The sequence below is a fragment of the Streptomyces sp. SID14515 genome, assembly GCF_010548505.1.
GTDB lineage: Bacteria > Actinomycetota > Actinomycetes > Streptomycetales > Streptomycetaceae > Streptomyces > Streptomyces caviscabies.
In genome coordinates this window covers 1-26,934 of sequence record NZ_JAAGMH010000003.1, presented here as the reverse complement: position 1 = coordinate 26,934, position 26,934 = coordinate 1, and the positions used below count along the sequence as shown (strand labels likewise).

The following is a 26,934-nucleotide window of genomic DNA, read 5'->3' as shown; positions in this document are numbered from 1 at the left end:
CAGTGGCGAGGTCCACAATGGACCGCGTCAGTAGCTCGTGTTGTACCGAACAAGCTCAGGTTGTCCGAACAGAATCTGTGAAGGAGTCGCAGCCGCGATGGCCCGCCGTAGCACGAAGACCCCGCCGCCGGACGACTTCGAGGAGAAGATCCTCGACATCGACGTCGTCGACGAAATGCAGGGCTCCTTCCTCGAGTACGCGTACTCGGTGATCTACTCCAGGGCCTTGCCCGACGCCCGCGACGGCATGAAGCCGGTGCACCGGCGCATCGTGTCCCAGATGAACGAGATGGGTCTGCGCCCCGACCGCGGCTATGTGAAGTGCGCCCGCGTCGTCGGCGAGGTGATGGGCAAGCTGCACCCGCACGGCGACGCCTCGATCTACGACGCCCTGGTGCGCATGGCGCAGCCGTTCTCGATGCGGCTGCCCCTGGTCGACGGCCACGGCAACTTCGGTTCCCTCGGCAACGACGACCCGCCGGCCGCCATGCGGTACACCGAGTGCCGGATGGCCGACGCCACCTCGCTGATGACCGAGGCCATCGACGAGGACACCGTCGACTTCCAGTCGAACTACGACGGTCAGGAGCGCGAGCCGGTCGTCCTGCCCGCCGCCTACCCCAACCTCCTGGTCAACGGGGTCTCCGGGATCGCCGTGGGCATGGCCACCAACATGCCCCCGCACAATCTGGGCGAGGTCATCGCCGCGGCCCGGCATCTGATCAAGCACCCGGGCGCCGACGTCGAGACGCTGATGCGTTACGTCCCCGGACCCGACCTGCCCACCGGCGGCCGCATCGTCGGGCTGAACGGCATCAAGGACGCGTACACGAACGGCCGCGGCACGTTCAAGATCCGCGCCACCGTCGCCGTGGAGAACGTGACGGCCCGCCGCAAGGGTCTCGTCGTCACCGAACTGCCCTTCACCGTCGGCCCGGAGAAGGTGATCGCCAAGATCAAGGACCTGGTCTCGGCGAAGAAGCTCCAGGGCATCGCCGACGTCAAGGACCTCACCGACCGGGCGCACGGCCTGCGTCTGGTCATCGAGGTCAAGAACGGCTTCGTGCCGGAAGCGGTGCTGGAGCAGCTCTACAAGCTGACGCCGATGGAGGAGTCCTTCGGCATCAACAACGTGGCCCTGGTCGACGGCCAGCCGCTCACCCTGGGCCTCAAGGAGCTGCTGGAGGTCTATCTCGACCACCGCTTCGAGGTGGTGCGCCGGCGCAGCGAGTTCCGCCGCACCAAGCGCCGCGACCGGCTGCACCTGGTCGAGGGTCTGATCGTCGCCCTGCTCGACATCGACGAGGTCATCCGGATCATCCGGGACAGCGACAACTCCGCGCAGGCGAAGGAGCGCCTGATGGCGCACTTCTCGCTGAGCGAGATCCAGACCCAGTACATCCTGGACACCCCGCTGCGCCGGCTCACCCGTTTCGACCGGATCGAGCTGGAGAGCGAGCGCGACAAGCTCAACGGCGAGATCGAGGCGCTGACCGCGATCCTGGAGTCGGACGCGGAGCTGCGCAAGCTGGTCTCCTCGGAGCTGGCCGCCGTGGCGAAGAAGTTCGGCACGGACCGGCGCACGGTGCTGCTGGAGTCGGCCGGTTCGCAGATCGCGTCCGTGCCGCTGGAGGTGGCGGACGACCCGTGCCGGGTGCTGCTCTCCTCGACGGGTCTGCTGGCCCGTACGGCGAACGCGGAGCCGGTGGAGATCTCCGAGGACGCCCGGCGGACCAAGCACGATGTCATCGTGTCGGCGGTGGCGGCCACGGCCCGCGGCGATGTCGGGGCGGTGACCTCCACGGGCCGGCTGCTGCGGCTCTCGGTGATCGACCTGCCGCAGCTGCCGGACACCCACGCCGAGCCGAATCTCTCCGGCGGGGCGCAGATCTCCGAGTTCCTCAGCCTGGAGCCGGACGAGGAGCTGATCTGCCTCACGACGCTCGACGAGGCCTCGCCGGGTCTGGCGATCGGCACGCTCCAGGGCGTGGTGAAACGCGTCGTGCCGGACTACCCGGCCAACAAGGACGAGTTGGAGGTCATCACCCTCAAGGACGGTGACCGGATCGTGGGCGCGGCCGAGCTGCGCACGGGCGAGGAGGATCTGGTGTTCATCACCTCCGACGCCCAGTTGCTGCGCTATCCGGCGGCCCAGGTACGCCCGCAGGGGCGGCCCGCCGGAGGCATGGCGGGCGTCAAGCTGGCGGCCGGGGCAGAGGTGCTGTCGTTCACGGCGGTGGACCCGGCGGCCGAGGCGATCGTGTTCACGGTGGCCGGCTCGCACGGCACGCTGGACGACTCGGTGCTGACGTCCAAGCTCACCCCGTTCGACCAGTATCCGCGCAAGGGCCGGGCGACCGGCGGCGTGCGCTGCCAGCGGTTCCTGAAGGGCGAGGACGTCCTGGTGTTCGCCTGGGCGGGCGCCACTCCGGCCCGGGCCGCCCAGAAGAACGGCACCCCGGCGAAGCTGCCGGAGCCGGACCCGAGGCGGGACGGTTCGGGCACACCGCTGCTCGAATCGGTGGCCGTGATCGCGGGACCGCCGCTGTAGGCGCCCGTTTCGTACGGCAAGGAGCGGCCCGGGGGCCTTACGCCTCCGCGGCCGCTTCCTGCTCGGGGGCCTGCTCCTGTACGTAGCGGAGCACGCCCCACATGCCGCGTTCGACGGCTTCGGGGTCGGCGGACGCGTCGGGGGCGGGCTCGTCCGCGCGGCAGGCGGCGAGTCCGGCCAGCAGCGCTTCGGCGTCGATGCCCGCGCCGATCATGACGAGCTGGGTGAGCCGCTGTTCGCCGCGCGCCCACGGCCGGGGCACGAAGCGCAGGAAGCGGCCCACCGCGTGCAGCGCGTACGTGTTGTCCCGGTCGCCCGCGCCGAAGTCCGCGAACCCCTTGATCCGGTAGAGCCCTTCGGGCCGGGAGTCGAGGAACGCCATGAAGCGGCGCGGGTCCAGCGGCACGTCGGAGGTGAAGTCGACGCTCTCGTACGAGGCGTGGAGGTGGTCGGCGTGCCCGTGGCCGTCACACTCCTCGTGCTCGTCGCACTCCTCCTGGCGCAGCAGGTCCTCGAAGCTCAGCTGACCCGCCATCTCCTCGCCGTCCGGCCGCAGCGCGGGGTCGAAGAACAGCTCGGGGTCGATCCGGCCGTGCACGGCGGAGATCACGGCGGCCGGGCCGCTCAGCTCCGCGACCGTCGCTCGCAGCCGCTCCCGCTCGGCCTCCCCCACCCGGTCGGTCTTGTTCAGGACGACGAGGTCGGCGACGGCGAGATGGCGGTCGAGCTCCGGGTGCCGCTGACGGGTGCTGTCGAACTCCGCCGCGTCGACGACCTCGACGAGGCCCCCGTACAGGATGTGCGGGTTGTCGCTGGCCAGCAGCATGCGCACGAGTTCCTGGGGTTCGGCCAGTCCGCTCGCCTCGATGACGATCACGTCCAGCCGGGCGGAGGGCCGGGTCAGGGTCTCCAGGAAGGTGTCGAGCTCGCTCGCGTCGACGGCGCAGCACAGGCAGCCGTTGCCCAGCGAGACCGTCGAGCCGACCTGCCCCGAGACGGTCATGGCGTCGATCTCGATGGCCCCGAAGTCGTTGACGATCACGCCGATCCGGGTGCCCGCCCGGTTGCGGAGCAGATGGTTCAGGAGCGTGGTCTTGCCTGAGCCGAGGAAGCCCGCCAGGACGACGACCGGGATCTGCGGGGTACGGGGCGGGGTCAACGGGAGCCTTCCTGGGGGCGTCGTCAGGGTGCCGGGACCGGCTGCGGCGGGGGTGCGCCGACGTAGCGGGCCGCCGGGCGGATGATCTTCGAGTCCTCCGCCTGCTCCAGGATATTGGCGCTCCAGCCGACCACCCGCGCCGCACAGAAGGTGGGGGTGAACATCGCGCGCGGCAGCCCGCACAGCTCCATGACCACTCCAGCGTAGAACTCCACGTTGGTGTGCAGCTCCCGGCCCGGCTTCAGCTCGGCGAGGATGGCCTCGACCTGGCGTTCCACCTCCACGGCGAAGTCGACGAGCGGGCCGCCGAAGCCCTGGGCGAGGGACTTGAGCATCCGCGAGCGCGGGTCCTCGGTGCGGTAGACGGGGTGGCCGAAGCCCATGATGCGGCGGCCGGCGAGGACCTGTTCGCGGATCCAGGGGGCGATGCGGTCCGGGGTGCCGATGGCGTCGAGGGTGTCCAGGGCCCGGCTGGGGGCTCCGCCGTGCAGCGGTCCGGAGAGCGCGCCGACCGCCGCCACCAGGCAGGCGGCCAGATCGGCGCCGGTGGAGGCGACGACCCGGGCGGTGAAGGTGGAGGCGTTGAAGCCGTGGTCGATCGTGGAGATGAGGTACTGCTCGACGGCCCGGACCTGGTCGGGCGCCGGCTCCGAGCCGGTCAGCATGTACAGATAGTTCGCCGCGTGCGGCAGGTCCGCGCGGGGTTCGACCGGCTGGAGGCCCTGGCCCAGGCGGTGCAGGGCGGTCAGGATCGTGGGGACGGCCGCGCAGGCGGCGAGCGCGTCCTCGCGTCGGCGGTCGGCCCCGATGTCGTACACCGGGCGGAATCCTGCCGAGGCGCCGAGCAGGGACAGCGCGGTGCGGAGTCCGGCGAGCGGGCCGGAGACGGCGCTCGCGCGGGCGATGGCGGGCAGGGCCTCGCGCACCTCGGCGGGCAGGGTGCGCAGCGCCGCCGTGCGGGCGGCGAAGTCCGCGGCGGCCGCCCGGTCGGGCAGTTCGCCGTGGACCATCAGATACCAGACGTCCTCGAAACCGCGGGTCCGCGCGAGCTCGATCGCCGAGTACTGGCGGTAGTGGTAGAAGCCCTCGCGGCCACGGACGTCGCCGAGGGCGGTGTCGGTGACGACGACGCCGGCGAGGCCGCGGGGGACGGCGGGGACGACAGGGGTGGTGGTCATGGCCGTTCTCTCCTCCGTGCATGCAACATTGATTTGACTGTCCATGCTTGACTGGAGATCTGTCAATGTTGATTGAATCAATGTACAGCTGCGATGGATACGGTGGTCTCCATGACGGATCAACCAGAGCCCGGCCGAGCGGACGCACCCCGGCTGACCACCCGTGAGGCGGCCGAGCTGCTGGGCGTGAAGCCCGAGACGGTGTACGCGTACGTCAGCCGGGGCCAGCTCAGCAGCGTGCGGGCGGCCGGAGGCCGGGGCAGCACGTTCGACGCCGACGAGGTGCGGGCGCTGGCCCGGCGCTCGGGGCGGCGCGAGCCGTCACCGGCCGGGGGCGACCTCGCCTTCCGTACCGGCATCACGCTCATCGAGGACGACCGCTGCTTCTTCCGCGGTGTCGACGCGACGGAGCTGGCCCGGAGGTACGGCTACGAGGAGGTCGCCGAATGGCTGTGGACGGGCGAGCTGCGGCCCGGCGCCCGGTTCAGCGCGCCCGCCACGACCCTCGCCGCGGCCCGCCGGACGGTTGGCGCGCTGCCCGCGCACAGCGGGTCGACGGACCGACTGCGGGTGGCGGTGACCGCCGCGGCGGCCACGGATCCGCTGCGGTTCGACCTGTCGCCGGAAGCGGTGCTGAGCAGCGCCCGCGGCCTGATCCCGACCCTGGTGGGCGCCCTGCCGACGCTGGGCGGCCCGGAGGGCGAAGGGGGTTCCCCGGCGTCGGCGGATGAGGGTTCCCTGGCGCGGGAGCTGTGGTCACGGCTCACCGCGGAGCCGGCCGACGCCCCTTCCCTCGCTGTGCTGGACGCGGCACTGGCCCTTCTGGTCGACCACGATCTGGCGGCCTCCACCCTGGCCGCCCGGGTCGCCGCCTCCGCGCGGGCCCACCCGTACGCCGTGGTCTCGGCGGGCCTCGGCGTGCTGGAGGGGCCGCTGCACGGCGCGGCGAGCGGGCTGGCGCACCGGATGCTGCGGGAGGCGGTGGACCGGGGCAGCGCGGTCCCGGTGGTCGCCGATCATCTGCGGACCGGGCGGCGGGTGCCGGGCCTGGGCCATCGGCTGTACCGGGGCGAGGACCCACGGGCGACGACCCTGTTCGCGCTGCTGGAGGACGTACCGCAGGCGGCCGGTGCGCTGGCGGCGGCCCGTGAGGTGGTCGCCACCACGGCCCGCCACGCACCGCTGCACGCCAACATCGACCTGGCGCTCGCCGTTCTCTCCGTCTCCCGTGGGATGGCGGCGGACGCGGGCGAGACGGTGTTCGCGGTCTCCCGCACGGCGGGCTGGATCGCGCACGCGCTGGAGGAGTACGGGGAGCGCCCGCTGCGGATCCGGCCGAGCGGGCAGTACGTCGGCCCCCGGCCGCCCCAGCCCCTCCCTGGGGCCGGACCAGGCCCGGTCTAGGTCCGGACCAAGGGTCGAGCAGCGCAAATTAGCTACGGATCACAGGGAATTCTCGCGCGGCGGCTGGGCGGTGGACCCGCGCACCACCAGCTCCGGTTCGAAGAGCAGCTCGTCCGAGGGCACGGTACGCCCGCCGATCTGGACCGAGAGCAGCTCCACGGCCGCCCGCCCCATGGCCTCGATGGGCTGGCGGACGGTGGTCAGCGGCGGCTCGGTGCAGTTCATGAAGGCCGAGTCGTCGTAGCCGACGACCGACACGTCGCCGGGCACCGAGAGACCCCGGCGACGGGCGGCGCGCACGGCGCCCAGCGCGAGCGGGTCACTGGCGCAGATGATGCCGGTGACGCCCCGGTCCAGCAGCCGCATCGCGGCGGCCTGTCCGCCCTCCAGCGAGAACATCGCGCGCGCCACCCGCTCGTCGGGGATGCTCGTGCCCGCCTCGTCGGCGAGCACCCGGGCGGCGGCGAGCTTGCGCTGCGAGGGCACGTGGTCGGACGGGCCCAGGACGAACCCGATGCGCTCGTGGCCGAGCGAGACGAGGTGGCGCCAGGCCTGTTCGACGGCGACGGAGTCGTCGCAGGAGACGCCGGGGAAGCCGAGGTGTTCGATGGCCGCGTTGATCAGCACGACGGGGATCTTGCGGTCGGCGAGCACCTTGTAGTGGTCGTGCGGGGCGTCGGCCTGGTGGTAGAGGCCGCCCGCGAAGACCACGCCGGAGACCTGCTGCTGGAGGAGCAGCTCGACGTAGTCGGCCTCGGAGACGCCGCCCTTGGTCTGGGTGCAGAGCACCGGGGTCAGCCCCTGCTGGGCGAGCGCGCCGCCGACCACTTCGGCGAAGGCCGGGAAGATCGGGTTCTGCAGCTCGGGCAGGACCAGCCCGACCAGCCGGGCCCGTTCGCCGCGCAGCTGGGTCGGCCGCTCGTATCCGAGGACGTCCAGCGCGGAGAGGACAGCCTGCCTCGTGGCGTCGGAGACGCCCGGCTTGCCGTTCAGCACCCGGCTGACCGTCGCCTCGCTGACTCCCACCTTCTGGGCCACTTGAGCAAGTCGTCGCGTCATGAACGCAAGATTAGCGCAAGAAAAGCAAGAAGATTGCGTTGATCGTGAACTCCCCTGGAACGCTCACAGACGCGGCGCGCCAAGGCAAGGGGTGCGCGCGGCGGAGCCCCCGATACGCGGCAATACCCGGCCGAATTTCCGCCCCGGCCGCCCGGCCCTTACCGTCTCTACGATGAACGCCCCACCGACCCCCGGCCGGGGACCGCGCCGGTTCGGCTGGCCCCAGCGGGTCTTCTCCCAGGTCCTGCTGATGCAGCTGGCCATCATCACCGGCGTGATCGTCCTGGTCACCGGCCTGTTCCTGGCCCCGCTCAGCGACCAGCTGGACGACCAGGCGATGCGCCGCGCGCTGGCCATCGCCCAAAGCACCGCCGCCCAGCCGGAGATCGTGCGGGACCTGAGCACCACCGACCCGTCCGACCGGGGGCCGGTCCAGTCGGCCGCCGAGCGGGTCAGGCGGGCGACCGGGGCGGAGTACGTCGTCGTCATGGACCGGCACGGGGTGCGCTGGTCGCACCCGGAGACCGACCGGATCGGCGCGGTCGTCTCGACCGACCCCGGTGAGGCGCTGCGCGGCCGCGAGGTGATGGAGATCGACAGCGGCACCCTCGGCCGCTCGGCCCGGGGCAAGGTGCCGCTGTTCGGTTCCTCCGGCGAGGTGATCGGCGCGGTCTCGGTCGGGATCGAGTACGACAGCGTCCGCGCCCGTCTCCTCGGGGCGATCCCGGGGCTGCTCGCGTACGCGGGAGGGGCCCTGGCCGTCGGGGCGCTCGCCGCGTACCTGATCTCCCGCCGGCTGCAACGACAGACCCATGACCTGGCGTTCTCCGACATCTCCGCGCTGCTGACCGAACGCGAGGCCATGCTGCACGGCATCCGCGAGGGCGTCGTCGCCCTGGACGGGGCCGGACGCGTCCGGCTGCTCAACGACGAGGCGCAGCGGCTGCTGGGCGTGGGCCCGGAGGCGGCGGGCCGGACGCTGGAGGAGGTGCTGGGCGAGGGCCGGACCGCCGATGTGCTGGCCGGCCGGGTGGTCGGCGACGATCTGCTGGCGGTACGGGGCAGCCGGGTGCTCCTTGCCAACCGGATGCCCACGGACGACGGCGGAGCGGTGGTGACCCTGCGCGACCGGACCGAACTGGAGCATCTGGGCCGCGAACTCGACTCCACCACGGGGCTGATCGACGCCCTGCGCGCCCAGGACCACGAGCACGCGAACCGGCTGCACACCCTGCTGGGGCTGCTGGAGCTGGAGATGCACGAGGACGCGATGGAGTTCGTCACGGAGGTGGTGGGCGTGCACCGGGCGACGGCCGAGCAGGTCACCGAGAAGGTCCAGGACCCGCTGCTGGCCGCCCTCCTGGTCGGAAAGACGACGGTCGCCGCCGAGCGCGGCGTCTCGCTGCGGCTGGCCCCCGGCACGCTGCTGCCGGACCGGGTGGTCGATCCCCGGGGCCTGGTCACGGTGGTCGGCAACCTCGTCGACAACGCCACGGACGCGGCGGCCGGATCGGACGCCGCGCGGATCGAGGTCGGGCTGCACACGGAGGGCCGTACGGTGATCCTGGGGGTGCGCGACAGCGGCCCCGGCGTCCCGCGGGAGCAGCACGCGTCGATCTTCACGGAGGGCTGGTCCACCAAGGACCTCCCGGCGCACGGCAAGCGCGGCCTCGGGCTCGCCCTCGTACGGAGGCTCGCGGAGCGCCAGGGAGGCAGTGTGACGGTGTCGGCGGCGGACGGCGGCGGTGCGGTGTTCACCGTGGTGCTGCCGGACGCGCTGGCCGAGGCCGGGCCGGGGGCCGAGGCCGACGGCCCGCCGCCGCCCACACGTCCGGCCACGACGGGAGAACAGCGGTGATCCAGGTCCTGATCGTGGACGACGACGTCCGGGTGGCGCAGATCAACGCGGCGTACGTCGCCAAGGTGCCCGGATTCCGGGTGGCCGCGCAGGCCCACTCGGCGGCCTCGGCGCTGACGACGGTCGAGGAGGTCCCGGTGGACCTGATCCTGCTGGACCACTATCTGCCCGACCGCAACGGCCTCGCCGTCGTACGGGAACTGCGCCGCCTCGGCCGTCAGGTCGACGTGATCATGGTGACGGCCGCCCGGGACGTCGCGACCGTGCAGGACGCGATGCGGCACGGCGCGCTCCAGTACCTGGTGAAGCCGTTCACGTACGCGGGCCTGCGCTCGAAGCTGGAGGCGTACGCGGCCCTGCGGCACACGCTCGACGGGGGCGGGGAGGCCGAACAGGCGGAGGTGGACCGGCTCTTCGGCGCGCTGTGGGCGGCGGGCGAGCCGGACCTCCCCAAGGGCCACTCCCCCACCACCGCCGAGCTCGTCCGGCAGGCCCTGCGCGGCGCGGAGGGCCCGCTCTCCGCCCAGGAGATCGCGGACAGCGCGGGAATGAGCCGGCAGACGGCCCAGCGCTATCTGAAGCTGCTGGAGCGCACCGGCAAGGTCCGGCTGACCCTGCGGTACGGGGAGACGGGCCGCCCGGAACACCGGTACGCCTGGGCCACGGGCTGAGCCCCGTACGCCGGTGTGCCCGGCCTGCGGGACTGAGACCTCGGACGGGCCCCGGGACGCCCTCTACGCCGCCCCGGCCCCCGTCAGCGCCCGGACCTCGGTCTCGGCGTGCTTGGCCTCGTCGGGCTTCTCGGGCGAGGTGACCGTACCGATCCAGCCGGCCAGGAAGCCGAGCGGGATGGAGACCAGGCCCGGGTTCTCCAGCGGGAAGAGCTGGAAGTCGACGCCGGGGAACAGGGACGTGGGGCTGCCGGAGACGACGGGCGAGACCAGCACCAGCACGACCGCCGGGATCAGCCCGCCGTACACCGCCCAGACCGCGCCCCGGGTGGTGAAGTCGCGCCAGAACAGCGAGTAGAGCAGGGCCGGGAGGTTCGCCGAAGCGGCCACGGCGAAGGCGAGGCCCACCAGGAAGGCGACGTTGAGGTTCTGGGCGAGCAGTCCGAGGCCGATCGCGACCAGGCCGATTCCCGCGGCGGCGACGCGCGCCACGGCGACCTCGCCGTGCTTCTTTCGCCCGGGACGGCGGAGCGAGGCGTAGAGGTCGTGGGCGACTGACGCGGACGAGGCGAGCGTGATGCCCGCGACGACGGCCAGGATGGTGGCGAAGGCGATGGCGGCGACCACCGCGAAGAGAATCGTTCCACCGGTGGACCCTTCACCGCCGCCGAGGTGGAGGGCCAGCAGCGGGACCGCTGTGTTGCCCGCCGCGTTCGAGGAGCGGACCTCGGCGGATCCGACGAGCGCGGCCGCGCCGAACCCGAGCACGATCGTCATCAGGTAGAAGCTGCCGATCAGGCCGATGGACCAGACGACCGAGCGGCGCGCGGCGCGGGCGGTGGGCACGGTGTAGAAGCGCGACAGGATGTGCGGCAGCCCCGCCGTGCCGAGGACGAGCGCGACGCCCAGGCTGATGAAGTCGAAGCGGGCGGTCCAGTCCCCGCCGTAGCGGAGGCCGGGCGCGAGGAAGTCCTTGCCGTGGCCGCTGCGTTCGGCGGCGGTGTTGAGCAGGTTGTTGATGTTCCCGTGGAAGTGGACCAGGACGAGCACGGTGAGCGCGACGGCCCCGGCCATCAGCAGGACGGCCTTGACGATCTGGATCCAGGTGGTGGCGCGCATGCCGCCGAAGGACACGTAGATCACCATGAGCGTGCCGACGCCGACGACCGTCCAGGACCGGGCCGCGTCGCTCGTACCGCCGAGCAGCAGGGCCACGAGGCTGCCCGCGCCGACCATCTGGGCCACCAGGTAGAGCACGGAGACGGTGACGGAGGAGGTGCCGAGCGCGGTACGCACCGGGCGCTCCGCCATCCGCGCGGCGACCACGTCGGCCAGGGTGAACCGGCCGCAGTTGCGGACGAGTTCGGCGACGAACAGCAGGACGACCAGCCAGGCGACGAGGAAGCCGACGGAATAGAGCATGCCGTCGTAGCCGAAGAGGGCGATCAGCCCGGAGATCCCGAGGAAGGAGGCCGCCGACATGTAGTCGCCGGCGATGGCGAATCCGTTCTCCATGGGCGAGAACAGGCGTCCGCCGGCGTAGAACTCCTCGGCGGAGCCCTGCCGGTTGCGGCTGACCCAGGTGGTGATGAAGAGCGTCACCGCGATGAACGCGCTGAACAGCAGCAGGGCGAGTGTCTGGTGGTCGCCTCTCAACGTCCGAGCCCTCTCGTCATCTCCTGGGTGTCCCACCGCAGATCGAGCGCCGCACGGTCTCTGCGCAGCCGTGCGTGCCGTGCGTACGCCCAGGTGAGCAGGAACGTGGTGAGGAACTGGCCGAGACCCGCCACCATCGCGACGTTGACCGCGCCGGCGACCGGGCGGGCCATCAGCTCGGGCGCGGTGGTCGCGGCGACGACGTAGGCGAGATACCAGAGGAGGAAGGCGAGGGCGGCGGGCGCCACGAAGCGGCGGTAGCGGCGGCGCACCTCGCGGAAGGCGGCGCTGCGGTGCACTTCCAGATAGACGTCGGCCGCGCTGGGGGCCGGATCCGGCCATGTCGTACCGGACGCGTCGAGGCCTCCGACGCCTCCGCTCCCGTCCCGGTCGCCCCGGTCCGGGACCGGCACGTCGTCCCACGGGTCGTCGAGCCGCACTCCCGCGGTCTCCGGCCCTGCTTCCTTCTCCACCGAACAACTCCCCTGATCCGCCGACCTTTTCGGCCGCACGGCCAACCATGGGCGGTTCGGGAAGATCGCGGGCGCGTCATTCGCCCGACTTCACCCCTTCAGGTGACAGAAGTCCCGGACGGCTGCGCGTTTCCCCGGGAGAGCCCCGGGAAACGTCCGCGGCCCCCGCTCCGTCGGGACGGGAGCGGGGGCCGGGCGGGCGTACGGGGGTCAGGCGTCGATGCGCGAGCGGTCCAGGGTGGCCGCGGAGCTGGTGATGAACTCCTTGCGGGGGGCGACCTCGTTGCCCATCAGGAGGTCGAAGACCTGCTCGGAGGCTTCCAGGTCGCCGATGTTGATGCGCCGCAGCGTGCGGTGGCGCGGGTCCATCGTCGTCTCCGCCAGCTGATCGGCGTCCATCTCGCCCAGGCCCTTGTAGCGCTGGATCGATTCCTTGATCCGGACGTTCTTGCGCTGGAACTCCAGGAGGGTCTGGCGCAGCTCGTTGTCGGAGTAGGTGTAGACGTACTTGTCCTGCCCCTTCTTGGGCTGGACCAGCTCGATCCGGTGCAGCGGCGGAACCGCGGCGAAGACCCGCCCGGCCTCGACCATCGGGCGCATGTAGCGCTGGAAGAGGGTCAGCAGCAGGGTCCGGATGTGGGAGCCGTCGACATCGGCGTCGGTCATCATGATGACCTTGCCGTAGCGGGCGGCGTCGATGTCGAAGGTCCGCCCGGACCCGGCTCCTATGACCTGGATGATCGCGCCGCACTCGGCGTTCTTCAGCATGTCGGAGACGGACGACTTCTGTACGTTGAGGATCTTGCCGCGGATCGGCAGCAGCGCCTGGAACTCGCTGTTCCGGGCCAGCTTGGCCGTGCCGAGCGCCGAGTCCCCCTCGACGATGAACAGCTCGCTGCGCTCGACGTCGTCACTGCGGCAGTCGGCGAGCTTCGCGGGCAGCGAGGAGGACTCCAGCGCGGTCTTGCGGCGCTGGGCGTCCTTGTGCTGGCGGGCCGCGATCCGGGTGCGGGCAGCGGCCACGGCCTTCTCCAGCACCGCCCTGGCCTGCGCCTTGGCGTCCCGCTTCGTCGAGGTGAGGAACGCCTTGAGCTCCTTGGCGACCACGTTGGCCACGATCCGGTTGGCCGCCGAGGTGCCGAGCACCTCCTTGGTCTGCCCCTCGAACTGCGGCTCGGCGAGCCGCACGGTGACGACGGCCGTGAGCCCTTCGAGGGCGTCGTCCTTGACGACGTCGTCCTCGGCGACCCGCAGCATCTTGGCGGAGCGCAGCGCCTCGTTCACCGTCTTGGTCAGGGAGCGCTCGAAGCCGGTGACGTGGGTGCCGCCCTTGGGGGTGGCGATGATGTTCACGAACGACCGTACGGTCGTGTCGTAGCCGGTGCCCCAGCGCAGGGCGATGTCCACGGCCAGCTCGCGGGTGACCTCGGTGGCGGTCATGTGGCCGCGGTCGTCGAGGACCGGGACGGTCTCCTTGAAGGTGCCCGTGCCGCTGAGGCGCTGGACGTCGCAGACGGCCTTGTCCTGGGCCAGGTACTCGCAGAACTCGCTGATGCCGCCGTCGAAGCGGAACGTCTCCTCGGTCTTGCCCTCGCCGTCGAGTCCGCGCTCGTCGCGGACGATGATCGTGAGGCCGGGGACGAGGAAGGCCGTCTGGCGGGCGCGCTGGTAGAGCGTGTCCAGATTGAGCTTGGCGTCCTTGAGGAAGATCTGGCGGTCCGCCCAGTACCGCACCCGGGTACCGGTACGGGTCTTGGGGACGCGCTTGCCCTTGCGCAGGCCGTTGGCCGGGTCGAACGGGCTGTCCGGGCCCTGCTCGGTGAACATGCCGGGAACACCGCGCCGGAAGCTGATGGAGTGGGTCGCGCTGTTCCGGTCGACCTCGACGTCAAGGCGGGCGGAGAGGGCGTTGACCACGGAGGCGCCGACGCCGTGGAGGCCGCCCGAGGCGGCGTAGGAGCCGCCGCCGAACTTGCCTCCGGCGTGCAGCTTGGTCATGACGACCTCGATGCCGGAGAGGCCCGTCTTGGGCTCGACGTCGACCGGGATGCCGCGGCCGTTGTCCCGGACCTCGACGGAGGCGTCGTCGTGGAGGATGACCTCGATCTGGTCGCAGTAGCCCCCGAGAGCCTCGTCGACGGAGTTGTCGATGATCTCCCAGAGGCAGTGCATCAGGCCGCGGCTGTCGGTGGACCCGATGTACATCCCGGGGCGCTTGCGGACCGCCTCCAGGCCTTCGAGGACGAGAAGGTGCCGCGCGGTGTAGTTGGAGCTGTCCCGGTCGCCGCCTGCTCCGGTCAGCATCGCGGTGGACGGCACGGACGTTTCGGCGGTCACGCGGTTCGCTCCTCGCTGAATTTCATCTGGGGCCCCCGTGGGTACAGGGCTGGGCTTCGGTTGCCGCTGAGAGCCTACAGAGGCCTGGTAGAGCGGTTGTAACGCCACCCTCGGGGAATCCTCATGCTAGTCGAGCTTCTTCCGGGCTCGCATGGGTGTTCGATCATTCGTTGGAGTGACGTGCACATCACGTTCCCTTCGACGCATGAACCATTTAGGCTCCGGGCACGTCCTCATGAACAAACCGGCAAGCCGGCCGGCGGGACCGACCCCCAAGACAAGCAATGCGAAACCGTAGCGCTCCGCATACGGCACATTCGCCGCCAACCGGCAACAGACAGCCACACCGAGAAGAAGTTTCGAAGAAAAGCCACGAGCGGGAACGTTTTCGGCCTGGTTGGATGTTGACCCTGGTACGACAGCTCGTCGAGCTAGAGAAGAGGCGACGTGACTACTGTTCTGACCCCCGCGAGCCCGCTGACCGCAGCAGACCGCTGTGACCGTTGCGGCGCCCAGGCATATCTGCGCGTCGTCCTGATCAGCGGCGGTGAACTGCTCTTCTGCGCCCACCACGGGCGCAAGTTCGAGCCGGAACTCAAGAAGATCGCCGCGGAAATACAGGATGAGACGGATCGGCTCACCGCCGTGCAGACGGCTGCCGCCGACGAGGACCAACACTGACACCTCGCATCCACGACGAGCCAGGGGCCGGTCCAGGACCGGCCGACGGGCGGCTCCCCCACCGGGGGAGCCGCCCGTTCTCGTCGTATCGGCCGGACCGCCCAGGCGGCCCGGCCCGGCTCAGATGCGGCCCGCGGCCCACTCCAGGGCGGCGGAGACCCGGGTGTACACCCCGGGGCTGCCCGCGCGCCCGCAGCCGCTGCCCCAGGACACCAGGCCAATGAGCCGCCCACGGGCCACCAGCGGCCCGCCGCTGTCGCCCTGGCACGCGTCCCGGCCGCCCGCCGGATCGCCCGCACAGACCATCGCCGAGGCCTTGTACGTGCCCTCCTGGCCGCCCGGGTAGGCCCGCGCGCAGTCGTTGTCCGGCAGAACCTGGACCCGTGCGGAGCGCAGCACGGAGGCGTACGTACCGCTTCCGGTGGTGTCGCCCCACCCGTAGACGTCCGCGGCGGTCCCGGCCCGGTAGGCGGCGTCCCCGCCCCTGGCCATCGGGATGACGCCGTCCTTCGGCAGCGCGCGGGAGAGGGTCAGCACCGCGAGGTCGCCGGCGTTGGAGACGGGGTCGTACGCCGGGTTCACCCAGATGCCCCGGACCGGGATCTCCTGGCCGCCGGAATCGCTCAGCCGTTCCCGGCCGGCGATCACCAGCAGGTCCTTCACCCGGTTCGCCGGTCCGCCGAGCGCCTCGTCACTCAGACAGTGGGCGGCCGTCAGGATCTTCGTGGGCGCCACGGCGACGCCGCCGCAGAACTGGCCCGAGCGCGCCCCTCCGAACCGGTCCCGGCTCGACAGCGCCACGGCCCAGGGGCTGTCCGCCACGGGGGCGGGCCGGCCGCCGACGATGATGCTGTCCGCGGCCGCCGGGGCGGGCGAGGCGAACGGCAGCACGGCCGCGGCGGCGGTCAGGGCGAGCACCCCGGTCAGGGCACGGACGACGGAACGGGGCATGGAGGCTCCTGACGCTGAGGTGACAAGTAATCCACCCAGCGTGATCCAGCCGGTCCGCGTACGCACCCGAGGACACGCCGGAGGGCCCGGATCCCCTGGGGGTTCCGGGCCCTCGGCCGGTGAAAATACCTCGATCTAGTCGAGGTAGTCGCGCAGCACCTGGGAACGCGACGGGTGACGAAGCTTCGACATCGTCTTCGACTCGATCTGACGGATGCGCTCACGCGTCACGCCGTAGACCTTGCCGATCTCGTCGAGCGTCTTCGGCTGACCGTCGGTGAGACCGAAGCGCATCGACACCACGCCGGCCTCACGCTCGGAGAGCGTGTCGAGCACCGAGTGGAGCTGCTCCTGGAGGAGCGTGAAGCTGACCGCGTCCGCCGGGACGACGGCCTCGGAGTCCTCGATCAGGTCACCGAACTCGCTGTCGCCGTCCTCGCCGAGCGGGGTGTGCAGCGAGATCGGCTCGCGACCGTACTTCTGGACCTCGATGACCTTCTCGGGGGTCATGTCGAGTTCCTTGGCCAGCTCCTCCGGGGTGGGCTCGCGGCCCAGGTCCTGGAGCATCTGGCGCTGCACGCGCGCGAGCTTGTTGATGACCTCGACCATGTGCACCGGGATACGGATGGTGCGGGCCTGGTCGGCCATGGCGCGGGTGATCGCCTGACGGATCCACCAGGTGGCGTAGGTGGAGAACTTGTAGCCCTTGGTGTAGTCGAACTTCTCGACCGCGCGGATCAGACCGAGGTTGCCCTCCTGGATCAGGTCCAGGAAGAGCATGCCGCGACCGGTGTAGCGCTTGGCCAGGGAGACCACCAGACGGAGGTTGGCCTCCAGGAGGTGGTTCTTGGCCCGGCGGCCGTCCTCGGCGATGATCTCCAGCTCGCGCTTGAGCTTCGGTGCGAGCTTGTCGGCGTTCGCCAGCTTGTCCTCGGCGAAGAGACCGGCCTCGATGCGCTTGGCGAGCTCGACCTCCTGCTCGGCGTTGAGGAGAGGAACCTTGCCGATCTGCTTGAGGTAGTCCTTGACCGGGTCGGCGGTGGCGCCGGCGACGGCGACCTGCTGGGCAGGTGCGTCGTCCTCGTCGTCGTCGGAGAGGACGAAGCCCTTGTTCTCGCCCTCGCCCTCCTCCTCCTCGCCCTTGCCCGCCTTGACTTCCTCGGCAGCCTCGTCACCGTCGAGGAGCTCGTCGTCCTGCTTGCCGGACTTCTTCGCCGCTGTCTTCTTGGCCGCCGTCTTCTTCGCGGCGGTCTTCTTGGCGGCCGTCTTCTTGGCTGCCGCCTTCTTGGCGGGAGCGGCCGCGACGGCGTCGTCGGCCACCGCGTCCGCACTCTCGGCCGCCGGGGCGGCGGTGGCCGCGACGGTCCTGGTCACGGTGGTCTTCGCCGCGACGGTCTTGGTGGCGGTGCGCTTGACCGGGCTCTTCGCTGCGACGCTCTTGCGGGCGCGCTTCGGCGACTCCGCGGCACTGACCATCAGCGTCACACCCTCTTCCTCGAGGATCTGGTTGAGGCTGCGCAGAACGTTCTTCCACTGGGTTGGCGGAATCTGGTCAGCCTCGAAGGCCCGACGCACGTCATCGCCGGCGATCTGCCCATCAGCCTTTCCCCGCTCGATGAGCGCCATCACAGACTCGGACTCGGCGATCTCCGGCGGGAGCGTACGGGATGTGCTGGCCGACACGAACAACCTCTCGGAACGATGGAAACGGCTTCCGGCCCTGCCCTGGAGAGGGCTGGAACCGACGACCGTCGACTGGGGATGTCGCCGACGGCGCGGGTTAGGCCTCAGAACTGCACAGCGCGCCCAAGGGCTGCTGTATTCCTTCCGCGACGGTCACCTCTTAAGTCATCGCGCTGCTTCGAGGAGTGTTACGGCCAATCCGCGTGGCCCGAGTCACACCCCATTTGCGGCGAACCGGCCCATGGACGGCATCCCCCCACAATTGTGCCGCCGGACCCGTGCGGCCCGGCGACACCGGGCCCACGCACCCGACCGCGCCCCGGTCAGTGCTCGCGCGGCGCCGGAACCACACGCTCGACGTCGGGATGGACGACGAGCAGCTGACGCATGGCCGTCTCGGCGGCCCCGGCGTCACCCGAGGCCAGGGCGTCGGCGATGCGCGCGTGATGGGCGAGCGAGGTCTCGCCGGGCCGGTCACAGCCGGTGACGGGACCGCCGGAGACATGGAGGGCGGCCGAGACGATGCCGGAGAGGTGTTCGAGCATCCGGTTGCCCGCGGCCTGGATGAGCAGGGCGTGGAACTCCGCGTCGGCGCGGGAGAAGGTGATCGCGTCCCCCTGCCCCATCGCGTGCCCCATGATCTCCACCATGTCGCCGAGGCGCTGCTGGATGTCGTCCCGGCCGTGCCCGGCCGCGAGGCGGGCCGCGAGCGGCTCGATGGTCCAGCGGAGCTCGGCCAGCTCACGGCGCTGGTCGTCACGCTGCGGACCGAAGGCCCGCCATTCGATGATGTCGGGATCCAGCAGGTTCCAGTCGCTGACCGGGCGGACCCTCGTCCCCACATTGGGGCGCGCGCTGACCAGCCCCTTGGCTTCGAGGACGCGCAGGGATTCGCGGACGACGGTGCGGGAGACCTCGAACCGCTGGCCGATCTCCTCGGGAACGAGGGGGCGGTCCGCGCCGAGGTCACCGGAAACGATCATCTGGCCCAGCTGCTGGACGAGTTGGCCGTGGAGACCGCGCCCGCGGCTGGCCGCCCCCCGTCGGCTCGCCCGTCCCAGCTCGGAATCGGTACCGCCCCAGGCCCGGGACGCGGCACGCTCGCCGGCCTGCGCCTCCGAATAGGGATAGCGGTCGAGTTCGCCCGAGCCGGCCAGGCCGGAATCGACGGTGCGGGCGGCGGTCATCATGGTGTGCGCAAGGGTACTCACGCATCCTTTGTCGGCGCGGCTCGCCCGCCCCTTGAGGTCTTTGGTGAAAAGCACACGAAAGGGTGATCGGCGCTCGCTCCGCAATTGACGCCATATGCTCACAAACCCGTCATTTCTCAGGGAGTTGCGGCCCCCTGCCCTCGACACGGGACGACGGTGATCACCAACGCGCCTTTCCTCGAAGGCTGGTGAACAGATACGCGCAGATCAGGGCTGACAACGACAGGGCGAGCGCGGTCCCGACGGGCTGGGCCACCACCCGCGCGATGGCCAGGACCCAGTGGTCCGCCTGCTGCGGCAGCTGCCACCCGGCCAGTTCACGCAGTCGGCCCGGAAGTCCGGCGACCGAACGCGCGGACGGCGCCGCGAAGAGCTTCTGCACCAGCGGAACGACGAGCACGGGTACGGCCAGCACCGCCGCGATGCCCGCCCCGGCCACCCGGAAGACGCCGGCCGCCAAGAGCCCCGCCCAGGCGCAGCCGACCGTCAGAGCGGCCCAACTCACGCCCAGCGCGACGGCGTTCGAGGGGATCTCGATCAAGTCCGGTCCGTACACGATCCGAAGGCTCTGCGCTCCGCACACCACGGCGAGACCGGCGAGCAGCAGGGCGAAACCCGCGGTCACGGTGAGCTTGGCCAGCAGCAGCCCGAGCCTCCGGGGCACGGTGCCGCGCGCGGCGGCGAGTGCCGGATAGCGGAACTCGTCGCCGAAGGACAGCGCCCCGAGCAGGCCCGCGCCGAGCGCGGCGGGAGGCAGCGGCAGCAGAGCGGGCCACGCGGCGAGCACGCGGGGCAGCGCGGTGCCGTCGGTGCGGGCGAGCAGGACGGACACCACGGCCGACACCACCAGAACGGCCGCCATGATCATGGCCGTTGTCCGGACGCCGAGGGAACGGCGCAGTTCGTACCGGAGCGGGCGCAGCGGGCCGCGTGCGGGGCGCACCCGGATCGGGGGCGGCAGCTCGGACAGGGCGGCGGCCGAGTCGTCGCGCTCCCCGCTCCCGGTCTCCGCCGGGGCGGCGGGTCCGGTGTCGCCGATCTCGTCGGCGAGCTGGTGCACGGGGACGCCGTGCCGGTAGGCGGTGTCGCCGATCTCCGCGCAGTTGCTGCCGTAGACCGTCAGCCGGCCGGCCGCTTCCTCGACCACTTCGACGGAGCGCTGCGCGGCTCGGGCCTCCCGGCTGACCACGGCCGCCAGCCGGGCCGCGTGCGGGGTGCGGACGGCGACCCGGGCCCGGAGCCGGGTACGGGCGAAGTCGGCGACATCCTGGTCGGCGACGAGGCGCCCGCCGCCGATGGTGACGACGCGGTCGGCCGTACGGGCCGCCTCCTTGGGGTCGCCGGTGGTGTGGAGGACCGTGCCGCCCTGGGCCGCGTGCGCGCGCAACAGCCCGTACAGCCAGCTGTTCTCCCGTGGGGACAGCCCTTCCGCGGGCTCGTCCAGGATCAGCGTGTGCGGGTCTCCGAGCAGCGCGGAGGCGAGGCCGAGCCGACGGTCCATGCCCACCGAGAGCGTGCCCAGGCGCTGGTCCCCGAGCCCGGCGAGACCGACGACTTCGAGCACTTCGTCGGCCCGGGTGGCGGGCACGCCGGCTGCCGCGCAGAGCATCCTGAGCTGCCCCCGGGCGGTCCGGGAGGGATGGCCCGGTACGTCGCCGAGCAATACGCCCACTTCCCGCGCCGGGTGGGCGATGCGGTGCAGTGGCCGCCCCCGGAAGTAGGCGACGCCCCGCCCGGCGTCCAGTTCGAGCATCAGGCGCAGGGCCGTGGTCCTGCCCGAGCCCGGGGCGCCCAGCAGGGCCGTGACACGGCCGGGCGGAGCCTCGAAGGTCAGATCGTTCACGGCGGGCGGAGCGTCGCGACGTGGGGTGCTGGTGAGTCCGATGGCCTGGAGCATCGCTTCTCTCGCGTCTCTCGCGGAAGGTGAGACCGCTCGGCGGCAGGGGGTTACCCAGCAACATAACGCGACATTTCCGACTTTTGGTGCAGGGGTGAGGCGACAGGCGTTCCGCGCGGCCATCAACAGCGGAACGCCCGGTGACTCAGACCTCGGGGCGCAGCATCGGCGGATTGAGGACGGTGGCCGCCCCGGCACGGAACAACTGCGCGGGCCTGCCGCCCTGTCGCGTGGTGGTCCCGCCGGAAGGCACCAGGAATCCGGGTGTTCCGGTGACCTTGCGATGGAAGTTACGAGGATCGAGGACCACGCCCCACACCGCTTCGTACACCCGGCGCAGTTCGCCGACCGTGAACTCCGGCGGGCAGAACGCCGTGGCCAGCGAGGAGTATTCGATCTTGGAGCGGGCCCGCTCCACTCCGTCGGCCAGGATCCGGGCATGGTCGAAGGCCAGCGGCGCCGCCTGCTCGCCCTCCCGTCCGGTGCCGGGGTGCAGCAGATCCTCGACCGGCGCCCAGCGCGCGCTGTTGGCATCGCCGCCTGCCCGGGGCGCGGGCAGGTCCGGTGCGAGGGCGAGGTGGGCGACGCTGACCACCCGCATCCGGGGATCGCGCGCCGGATCCCCGTAGGTGGCCAACTGCTCCAGATGCGCGCCGTTGCCCACGGCCGGTTTCGCCGGATCGTGCGCGCAGAGGCCGGTTTCCTCGACGAGTTCACGCGCCGCCGCGGACCCCAGGTCCTCGTCCATCCTGACGAATCCGCCGGGCAGCGCCCATCGGCCCTGGAACGGGGTCTCTCCGCGGCGGACGACCAGCGCGCAGAGCGCGTGACGGCGCACCGTGAGCACGACCAGGTCGACGGTGACAGCGAAGGGCGGGAAGGTCGACGGGTCGTAGGGCGGCATGTCGCGATCATAGTCGTCTTCCTGACGATAAACACTCCCTTCCGCATGCTCGTGATCAGTCCGGGTTCCCCGGTCCCGGATTGGTCGCGGTCGGGGCGGAACGGGTCGTCCACACCGGGCACCTGCCGCGGCACGGGAGATGCGCGCCGCGGCGGTACCGGTCCGGGTGTCATCGGCGCGTCCTGGTGCCTCGGCGGCCGTACCGCCGGGCCTCGCGCGGCCGCCGCCCGGCCACCGAGGTCCGGGGACGGACCGATCCGGGCGCCGCCTTTCCCCGCTCGGCGCCCGGGGGCCGGGAAGCACGTCCTCGCCGTCGGCCACCGTCGGGCAGCGGGCGGACCCTGCGGACACGCAACGGCGTGGCGCCCCGGTCGACGGCGGTGGACACCGACGTCTGTGCCACCCCGGCGCCGGAACCCGTCTCCTCCACGTCCACGGACTCATCCAGACCCTCGTCGAGGCCCTCGTCCGCGGCCTCGCGCAGGCAACGGCGCAGTGCCTCCGGATCGAGCCCTTCGTTGCAGGCCCGGTGCAGCAGCTGGGCGAAGGTGTAGTCGGGATCGGCGCGCAGCGCCAGCGTCAGGGCGACCCGCGCACCCGGCTCGTCTCCCGTGGACCAGGACACCCAGCCCGCCAGGGTGAGCGGAGCGGCCGCGTGCTCCCCGTACCGCCCGACGCAGCGCCGCGCCAGGACGCGCCACAGGCGTAGCGCCGACTGCGCTTCCGCCCCCTCCATCCAGACCGCGGCCTTGTCCCGGGTCTCCCGGTCCTGGAGCCCGAGGATGACCGCGGCGGCCTCGTCGGAGCCGATGAGCTGGTCGTCCCCGGCGTCCGCGAGCGCGGGAGGCGCCGGCTGCGCCTGTGCGATGCGGTCCATGAGCGTGCGCGCCAGCTGAAGGGTCTCCGCCGCGACCTCCCGCCTGGCCCGCTCGTCGAGGAGCCTCGGCATCAGCTCCGGCACGGCCCTGTCCAGGGCCTCCTGCTGGGTGGTCACGTCGACCGGGGTCCGCCAGGGCTGGAGCCGCGCCTCCATGTCGCGCAGTGTGCCCCGGACATGGACGCCCGCGTAGGTGGCGGCCGCGGCCATCACCGTGGTGCCGGGCATGGCCAGCGGATTTCCCTGGTCGGGGCAGCATCGGGGGTCGGGGCAGCAGTAGGACCAGTAGCGGCCGTCGGAGATGCAGAGCGCTTCGAGGACGGGCACGTCGAGCGCACCGCACGCCGTGCGCAGGCGTTGCGCGAACGGCCTGAGCCGCTCCATGGTCAGTCGGCCGCCCGAGCCGTCCGGCGAGTCCTGGCAGAGGAAGATCACGATCGCGTCGGGCCGTCCTTCACGGCGCTCGCTCCCCGATACCAGGCACTCCGCCAGCTGGTCGGCGACCGGCCCCCATTCGCCGGGCGCCTGCGGGATTCCGAGACGGAGCCGGCCGCCGAACCGGCCCCGTCCGCCGTGCAGGGCGACCATCACGACGCTGTCGTTGGGGTAGAAACCCATGAGATACGGGAGGGCGTCGGCGAGCTCGGCGGGGCCGCGCAGGGTGATCTGCTGTTCCCCGGCCGGGCCGGTGGATTCGTGGTGCTTGTTCATGGCTTGACGGTCCCGCAGCCCGCCCCGTCCCGCGACCCCTGTGGATAACGTTATCCACAGGCTCGCCCTGTCGTTCGCGGTTTGTCGTAGCCATCGGGTTGCATGGGGGCATGACCAACGCAGATCGTGCAGCGCTCAGGGCTTCGGCCGATTCCGTCCTCGCCCGCCTGGTGGGCGATGCCACCGGTAAGGCCGTGCTGCGCGAGGACCAGTGGGTGGCCATCGAGGCGCTCGTCGCCGACAAACGCAGAGCTCTGGTCGTGCAGCGCACCGGCTGGGGCAAGTCCGCCGTCTATTTCGTGGCGACCTCGCTGCTCCGCGCGCAGGGCAGCGGCCCCACGGTGATCGTCTCGCCGCTGCTGGCGCTGATGCGCAACCAGGTCGCGGCGGCGGCACGGGCCGGTATCAGTGCCCGCACGATCAATTCGTCCAACACGGAGGAGTGGGAGAGCGTCCAGGCCGAGGTGGCGGCGGGCGAGGTCGACGTGCTTCTGGTGAGCCCCGAGCGGCTCAACAATCCCGATTTCCGCGACCAGGTGCTGCCGAAGCTGGCGGCGGCGACCGGGCTTCTGGTGGTCGACGAGGCCCACTGCATCTCCGACTGGGGGCACGACTTCCGGCCCGACTACCGGCGGCTGCGGACCATGCTCGCCGATCTGCCGACCGGGGTGCCGGTGCTCGCCACCACCGCCACGGCCAACGCCCGGGTGACGGCGGACGTCGCGGAGCAGCTGGGCACCGGCGCGGGCACCGACGCACTGGTCCTGCGGGGCCCGCTGGACCGGGAGAGCCTGAGCCTGAGCGTGCTGCAACTGCCGGGCGCCGCACACCGGCTCGCCTGGCTGGGCGACCACCTCGGCGAGCTTCCCGGCTCCGGGATCATCTATACGCTGACCGTGGCGGCGGCCGAGGAGATCACGGCCTATCTGCGCCAGAACGGGCATCCGGTGGCCTCGTACACGGGCCGGACCGAGAACGCCGAACGCCAGCAGGCCGAGGACGATCTGCTGGCGAACCGGGTCAAGGCGCTGGTCGCCACGTCCGCACTGGGCATGGGATTCGACAAGCCCGACCTCGGCTTCGTCGTGCACCTGGGCTCGCCCTCCTCCCCCATCGCCTACTACCAGCAGGTCGGGCGTGCGGGGCGCGGCGTCGAGCACGCCGAGGTGCTGCTGCTCCCCGGCAAGGAGGACGAGGCGATCTGGCAGTACTTCGCCTCGGTCGCCTTCCCGCCGGAGGAGCAGGTGCGGCGCACCCTGGACGTTCTGGCCCGCGCGGATCGGCCGGTCTCCCTCCCGGCGCTGGAGCCCATGGTCGATCTGCGGCGGACCCGGCTGGAGACGATGCTCAAGGTGCTGGACGTCGACGGTGCGGTGAAGCGCGTCAAGGGCGGCTGGATCTCCACGGGCGCGCCGTGGGTCTACGACGCCGAGCGCTATGCCTGGGTCGCCCGGCAGCGGGAGGCGGAGCAGCAGGCCATGCGGGACTACGCCTCGACGACGGCGTGCCGGATGGAGTTCCTGCGGCTGCGCCTCGACGACGAGGAGGCCGCGCCCTGCGGACGCTGTGACAACTGCGCGGGCGCCCGCTTCGACGACAAGGTCTCCACCGCCGCCCTGGACGGAGCGCGCAACGAGCTGGGCCGGCCCGGAGTCGAGGTGGATCCGCGCAAGATGTGGCCCACCGGCCTGCCCGCGGTGGGCATCGATCTCAAGGGGCGCATCCCCGCGGGGGAGCTGTCCTTCACCGGCCGGGCGCTCGGCAGGCTCTCCGACATCGGCTGGGGCAACCGGCTGCGTCCCATGCTCGCGGCACAGGCTCCGGACGGACCGGTGCCGGACGATGTGACGAACGCGGTGGTCACCGTGCTCGCCGACTGGGCGAAGGGGCCCGGCGGTTGGTCCTCCGGGTCGGCGGACGCCGCTCCGCGCCCGGTCGGCGTGGTGACCGTCGCCTCTCGCCGCAGGCCGCAACTGGTCCAGTCGCTGGGCCTGCGCATCTCCGAGATCGGCCGGATGCCCCTGCTCGGGACGGTCTCCTACGCGCCGGGCGCCGAGGACGTGATGATGTCCCAGACCAACAGCGCGCAGCGGGTGCGGGCGTTGCACGAGACCCTGGTCGTGGAGCCGGAGCTGGCGCAGGCGTTGGCGTCCGCGGACGGCCCCGTTCTGCTGGTGGACGATCTTTCGGACACCGGCTGGACCCTGGCCGTGGCCGGGCGGCTGCTGCGGCGGGCCGGAGCACAGGGGGTGTTTCCGCTGGTCCTCGCGGTTCAGGGGTGACAGAGGGAGTCATCCCGGGCGGGTCTGGGCAGGGATATCAGTGTCATTCCGGCTGATTCCCGTCAGCCGCAGTAATTGCTCGTTGCCGCCTGCCGGTAGGCCAGGGAGAATTGGAGACGCCCCCGCACAGTTCCTCATCGGGCCCGGAAGGGCTGTGTCGCGGCGCGCCCTCACTCGACCCTGCCCGCACCACGGGCGCGTAGCGAAGGGAGGACCGTGACCTTCGGATTCGCCCCGCCCACAGCCACTTCGACAGCGGCGTCCTCGGTTTCCGCAGACTCCGTCAACCGCCTTGCCCGGATGCTGGAACCAGCGGAGTGGGCCTCGGCGGGCATACCCCTGCTCCGCAGTCCCCGGGAAGTCGTCAGCGGGCTGCACTCCCGGCACCGGCCGGCTCCGGCCACCGCCGTGGTCGCGGTCCTCGATCATGAGGAACGGCTCACGGCGAGCGCCTCGTTCGCCCGCCGGACGACGGTGGCCGCGGACGGCTGGGAGTTCCGCAACGCCCTGCTGGCGCAGCTGCGGCGCGTCATCCCGCACGATCTGCGCCGCCGCACTCCGGTCCGTACGGCCGTCCTTCTGTACTGCCGTGACGGCGACGAACGGTGGACCGAGGAGGACGGTGCGTGGATGTGGGGCCTCCGGGACGCCTGCACCCTGCACGGGCTCCGTTGCGGGGCCTACATCACGCTCACCCGAGGGGGCTGGCAGGTGCTCGGCGAGGGAAGGGGCGGGCGGCGGCCCAGTTCGCTGTCGGAGCCCTCGTCGCTGGCCGACGCCGTCAGCGACCACCGGGCCTCCCCGACCCGGTCGGGCGGCGGCGCGGCGGAGGCACTGCGCCGCACCGCCGCCCGCTGAAGGGGCGCCGATCCGGTAGGCGCCGGGCCGGGCCCGGTTGCGGCCCGGAGACCGGCGGTGGTGTCTCCGGCCGCCCGTGCGGGCGGCCGGAGGCACCGGTGGGGCGTGTTCAGACCCCGGCGCCGAGCGCGGAGTTGATCGTCTGCGGGTCTCCGCAGACGATCAGCAGCGCCGCGGCGCGGTCACGTGCGACGGGCAGCGTACGGGCCGCCGCGACCTGGTCGGCGTCGTTGACCGCGACGACGACCACGGGCCGGGAGCCGGCCTTCTGTGCCGCGGAGGCGTCGGCGAAGAAGACGTCGTCGCCCGCGTCGTGCTGGGCCCAGTAGGCGGCTTCGCCGAAGGACAGCTCGTGCGCGGCCCACGGGTGCTGATCGCCGGTGGTGAGCACCAGGATGTCGCCCGGTGCGCGACCGGACTCCAGCAGCAGGTCGACGGCCTCCTCGGCCGCGTCGAGTGCGCCCGCCGCCGGCGCCGGGATCAGCTGGATCTGCGGCGCGGAACGATTCTCCGTCGCCGCCGGGCGGGTGGGC

20 protein-coding genes are annotated in these 26,934 nt (G+C 71.7%); 7 read left to right on the top strand and 13 right to left on the bottom strand.

Annotated elements, in window-relative coordinates:
• The first annotated feature begins 97 nt into the window (after positions 1 to 97).
• The gene (locus tag G3I54_RS00850) at positions 98 to 2,551 is read left to right on the top strand and encodes a DNA topoisomerase IV subunit A (RefSeq protein ID WP_164610051.1); all 2,454 of its coding nucleotides are present in this window, start codon (positions 98 to 100) and stop codon (positions 2,549 to 2,551) included.
• Between the two features lie 37 nt (positions 2,552 to 2,588).
• Here the strand turns inward: G3I54_RS00850 and G3I54_RS00845 are convergent, their stop codons facing one another.
• Together G3I54_RS00845 and G3I54_RS00840 are read right to left on the bottom strand one after the other, a co-directional pair.
• Entirely contained in the window at positions 2,589 to 3,710 is a 1,122-nt protein-coding gene (locus G3I54_RS00845) for a CobW family GTP-binding protein (RefSeq protein ID WP_164610049.1), read from the bottom strand.
• A 23-nt stretch (positions 3,711 to 3,733) separates the two neighbouring features.
• Positions 3,734 to 4,888, bottom strand: coding sequence for a citrate synthase/methylcitrate synthase (locus G3I54_RS00840; protein WP_164610047.1), 1,155 nt, complete (start codon positions 4,886 to 4,888; stop codon positions 3,734 to 3,736).
• A 111-nt stretch (positions 4,889 to 4,999) separates the two neighbouring features.
• Between G3I54_RS00840 and G3I54_RS00835 the strand changes: the two genes are divergently transcribed.
• A complete protein-coding gene (locus G3I54_RS00835) occupies positions 5,000 to 6,292 on the top strand; it encodes a citrate synthase (protein ID WP_164610045.1) in 1,293 nt (430 codons plus the stop codon).
• Positions 6,293 to 6,331: 39 nt separating this feature from the next.
• Here the strand turns inward: G3I54_RS00835 and G3I54_RS00830 are convergent, their stop codons facing one another.
• Positions 6,332 to 7,351 (bottom strand): LacI family DNA-binding transcriptional regulator, encoded by a 1,020-nt coding sequence (locus tag G3I54_RS00830; RefSeq protein ID WP_164610044.1) that lies wholly within the window; start codon positions 7,349 to 7,351, stop codon positions 6,332 to 6,334.
• A 172-nt stretch (positions 7,352 to 7,523) separates the two neighbouring features.
• On the opposite strand from G3I54_RS00830, the gene G3I54_RS00825 reads away from it, so the two are divergent.
• Both G3I54_RS00825 and G3I54_RS00820 read left to right on the top strand, forming a co-directional pair.
• Complete coding sequence (locus G3I54_RS00825; RefSeq protein WP_164610043.1) at positions 7,524 to 9,209, top strand: sensor histidine kinase; 1,686 nt, start codon at positions 7,524 to 7,526, stop codon at positions 9,207 to 9,209.
• On the top strand, positions 9,206 to 9,880 hold the full coding sequence (locus G3I54_RS00820) for a response regulator (protein WP_164610041.1): 675 nt from the start codon (positions 9,206 to 9,208) through the stop codon (positions 9,878 to 9,880). Before G3I54_RS00825 ends, G3I54_RS00820 begins: the two co-directional genes overlap by 4 nt.
• A gap of 63 nt (positions 9,881 to 9,943) precedes the next feature.
• Here the strand turns inward: G3I54_RS00820 and G3I54_RS00815 are convergent, their stop codons facing one another.
• From G3I54_RS00815 to G3I54_RS00805, 3 genes are all read right to left on the bottom strand, one after another.
• Positions 9,944 to 11,536, bottom strand: a complete 1,593-nt coding sequence (locus G3I54_RS00815) for a cation acetate symporter (protein WP_164610039.1) — start codon at positions 11,534 to 11,536, stop codon at positions 9,944 to 9,946.
• Entirely contained in the window at positions 11,533 to 12,009 is a 477-nt protein-coding gene (locus G3I54_RS00810) for a DUF485 domain-containing protein (RefSeq protein ID WP_343240242.1), read from the bottom strand. The genes G3I54_RS00815 and G3I54_RS00810 overlap by 4 nt, the downstream gene beginning before the upstream one ends.
• Before the next feature lie 210 nt (positions 12,010 to 12,219).
• The gene (locus G3I54_RS00805) at positions 12,220 to 14,346 is read right to left on the bottom strand and encodes a DNA topoisomerase IV subunit B (RefSeq protein ID WP_164610037.1); all 2,127 of its coding nucleotides are present in this window, start codon (positions 14,344 to 14,346) and stop codon (positions 12,220 to 12,222) included.
• Between the two features lie 447 nt (positions 14,347 to 14,793).
• Between G3I54_RS00805 and G3I54_RS00800 the strand changes: the two genes are divergently transcribed.
• Positions 14,794 to 15,027 carry a hypothetical protein gene (locus G3I54_RS00800; RefSeq protein WP_006128079.1) on the top strand — a complete coding sequence of 78 codons (234 nt, stop codon included), beginning with the start codon at positions 14,794 to 14,796 and terminating at the stop codon, positions 15,025 to 15,027.
• A 120-nt stretch (positions 15,028 to 15,147) separates the two neighbouring features.
• Here the strand turns inward: G3I54_RS00800 and G3I54_RS00795 are convergent, their stop codons facing one another.
• The 6 genes from G3I54_RS00795 to G3I54_RS00770 form a co-directional block, all read right to left on the bottom strand.
• Complete coding sequence (locus G3I54_RS00795) at positions 15,148 to 15,978, bottom strand: serine protease (protein WP_164610035.1); 831 nt, start codon at positions 15,976 to 15,978, stop codon at positions 15,148 to 15,150.
• 135 nt (positions 15,979 to 16,113) lie between these two features.
• Positions 16,114 to 17,661: an RNA polymerase sigma factor gene (locus G3I54_RS00790; protein WP_164610033.1), complete on the bottom strand. Its 1,548-nt coding sequence runs from the start codon at positions 17,659 to 17,661 to the stop codon at positions 16,114 to 16,116.
• A gap of 323 nt (positions 17,662 to 17,984) precedes the next feature.
• Complete coding sequence (locus G3I54_RS00785) at positions 17,985 to 18,851, bottom strand: FadR/GntR family transcriptional regulator (RefSeq protein ID WP_203685366.1); 867 nt, start codon at positions 18,849 to 18,851, stop codon at positions 17,985 to 17,987.
• Positions 18,852 to 19,032: 181 nt separating this feature from the next.
• Positions 19,033 to 20,769 (bottom strand): ATP-binding cassette domain-containing protein, encoded by a 1,737-nt coding sequence (locus G3I54_RS00780; RefSeq protein ID WP_164610029.1) that lies wholly within the window; start codon positions 20,767 to 20,769, stop codon positions 19,033 to 19,035.
• Positions 20,770 to 20,914: 145 nt separating this feature from the next.
• Positions 20,915 to 21,673 (bottom strand): NUDIX domain-containing protein, encoded by a 759-nt coding sequence (locus G3I54_RS00775; protein WP_030080101.1) that lies wholly within the window; start codon positions 21,671 to 21,673, stop codon positions 20,915 to 20,917.
• 169 nt (positions 21,674 to 21,842) lie between these two features.
• A complete protein-coding gene (locus tag G3I54_RS00770; protein ID WP_164610027.1) occupies positions 21,843 to 23,261 on the bottom strand; it encodes a DUF4192 domain-containing protein in 1,419 nt (472 codons plus the stop codon).
• 110 nt (positions 23,262 to 23,371) lie between these two features.
• Between G3I54_RS00770 and G3I54_RS00765 the strand changes: the two genes are divergently transcribed.
• Positions 23,372 to 25,543: a RecQ family ATP-dependent DNA helicase gene (locus G3I54_RS00765; protein WP_164610025.1), complete on the top strand. Its 2,172-nt coding sequence runs from the start codon at positions 23,372 to 23,374 to the stop codon at positions 25,541 to 25,543.
• A gap of 216 nt (positions 25,544 to 25,759) precedes the next feature.
• Positions 25,760 to 26,401, top strand: a complete 642-nt coding sequence (locus G3I54_RS00760) for a hypothetical protein (RefSeq protein WP_164610023.1) — start codon at positions 25,760 to 25,762, stop codon at positions 26,399 to 26,401.
• Between the two features lie 109 nt (positions 26,402 to 26,510).
• Here the strand turns inward: G3I54_RS00760 and G3I54_RS00755 are convergent, their stop codons facing one another.
• Positions 26,511 to 26,891: a hypothetical protein gene (locus G3I54_RS00755; RefSeq protein ID WP_164610060.1), complete on the bottom strand. Its 381-nt coding sequence runs from the start codon at positions 26,889 to 26,891 to the stop codon at positions 26,511 to 26,513.
• Positions 26,892 to 26,934 lie beyond the last annotated feature (43 nt).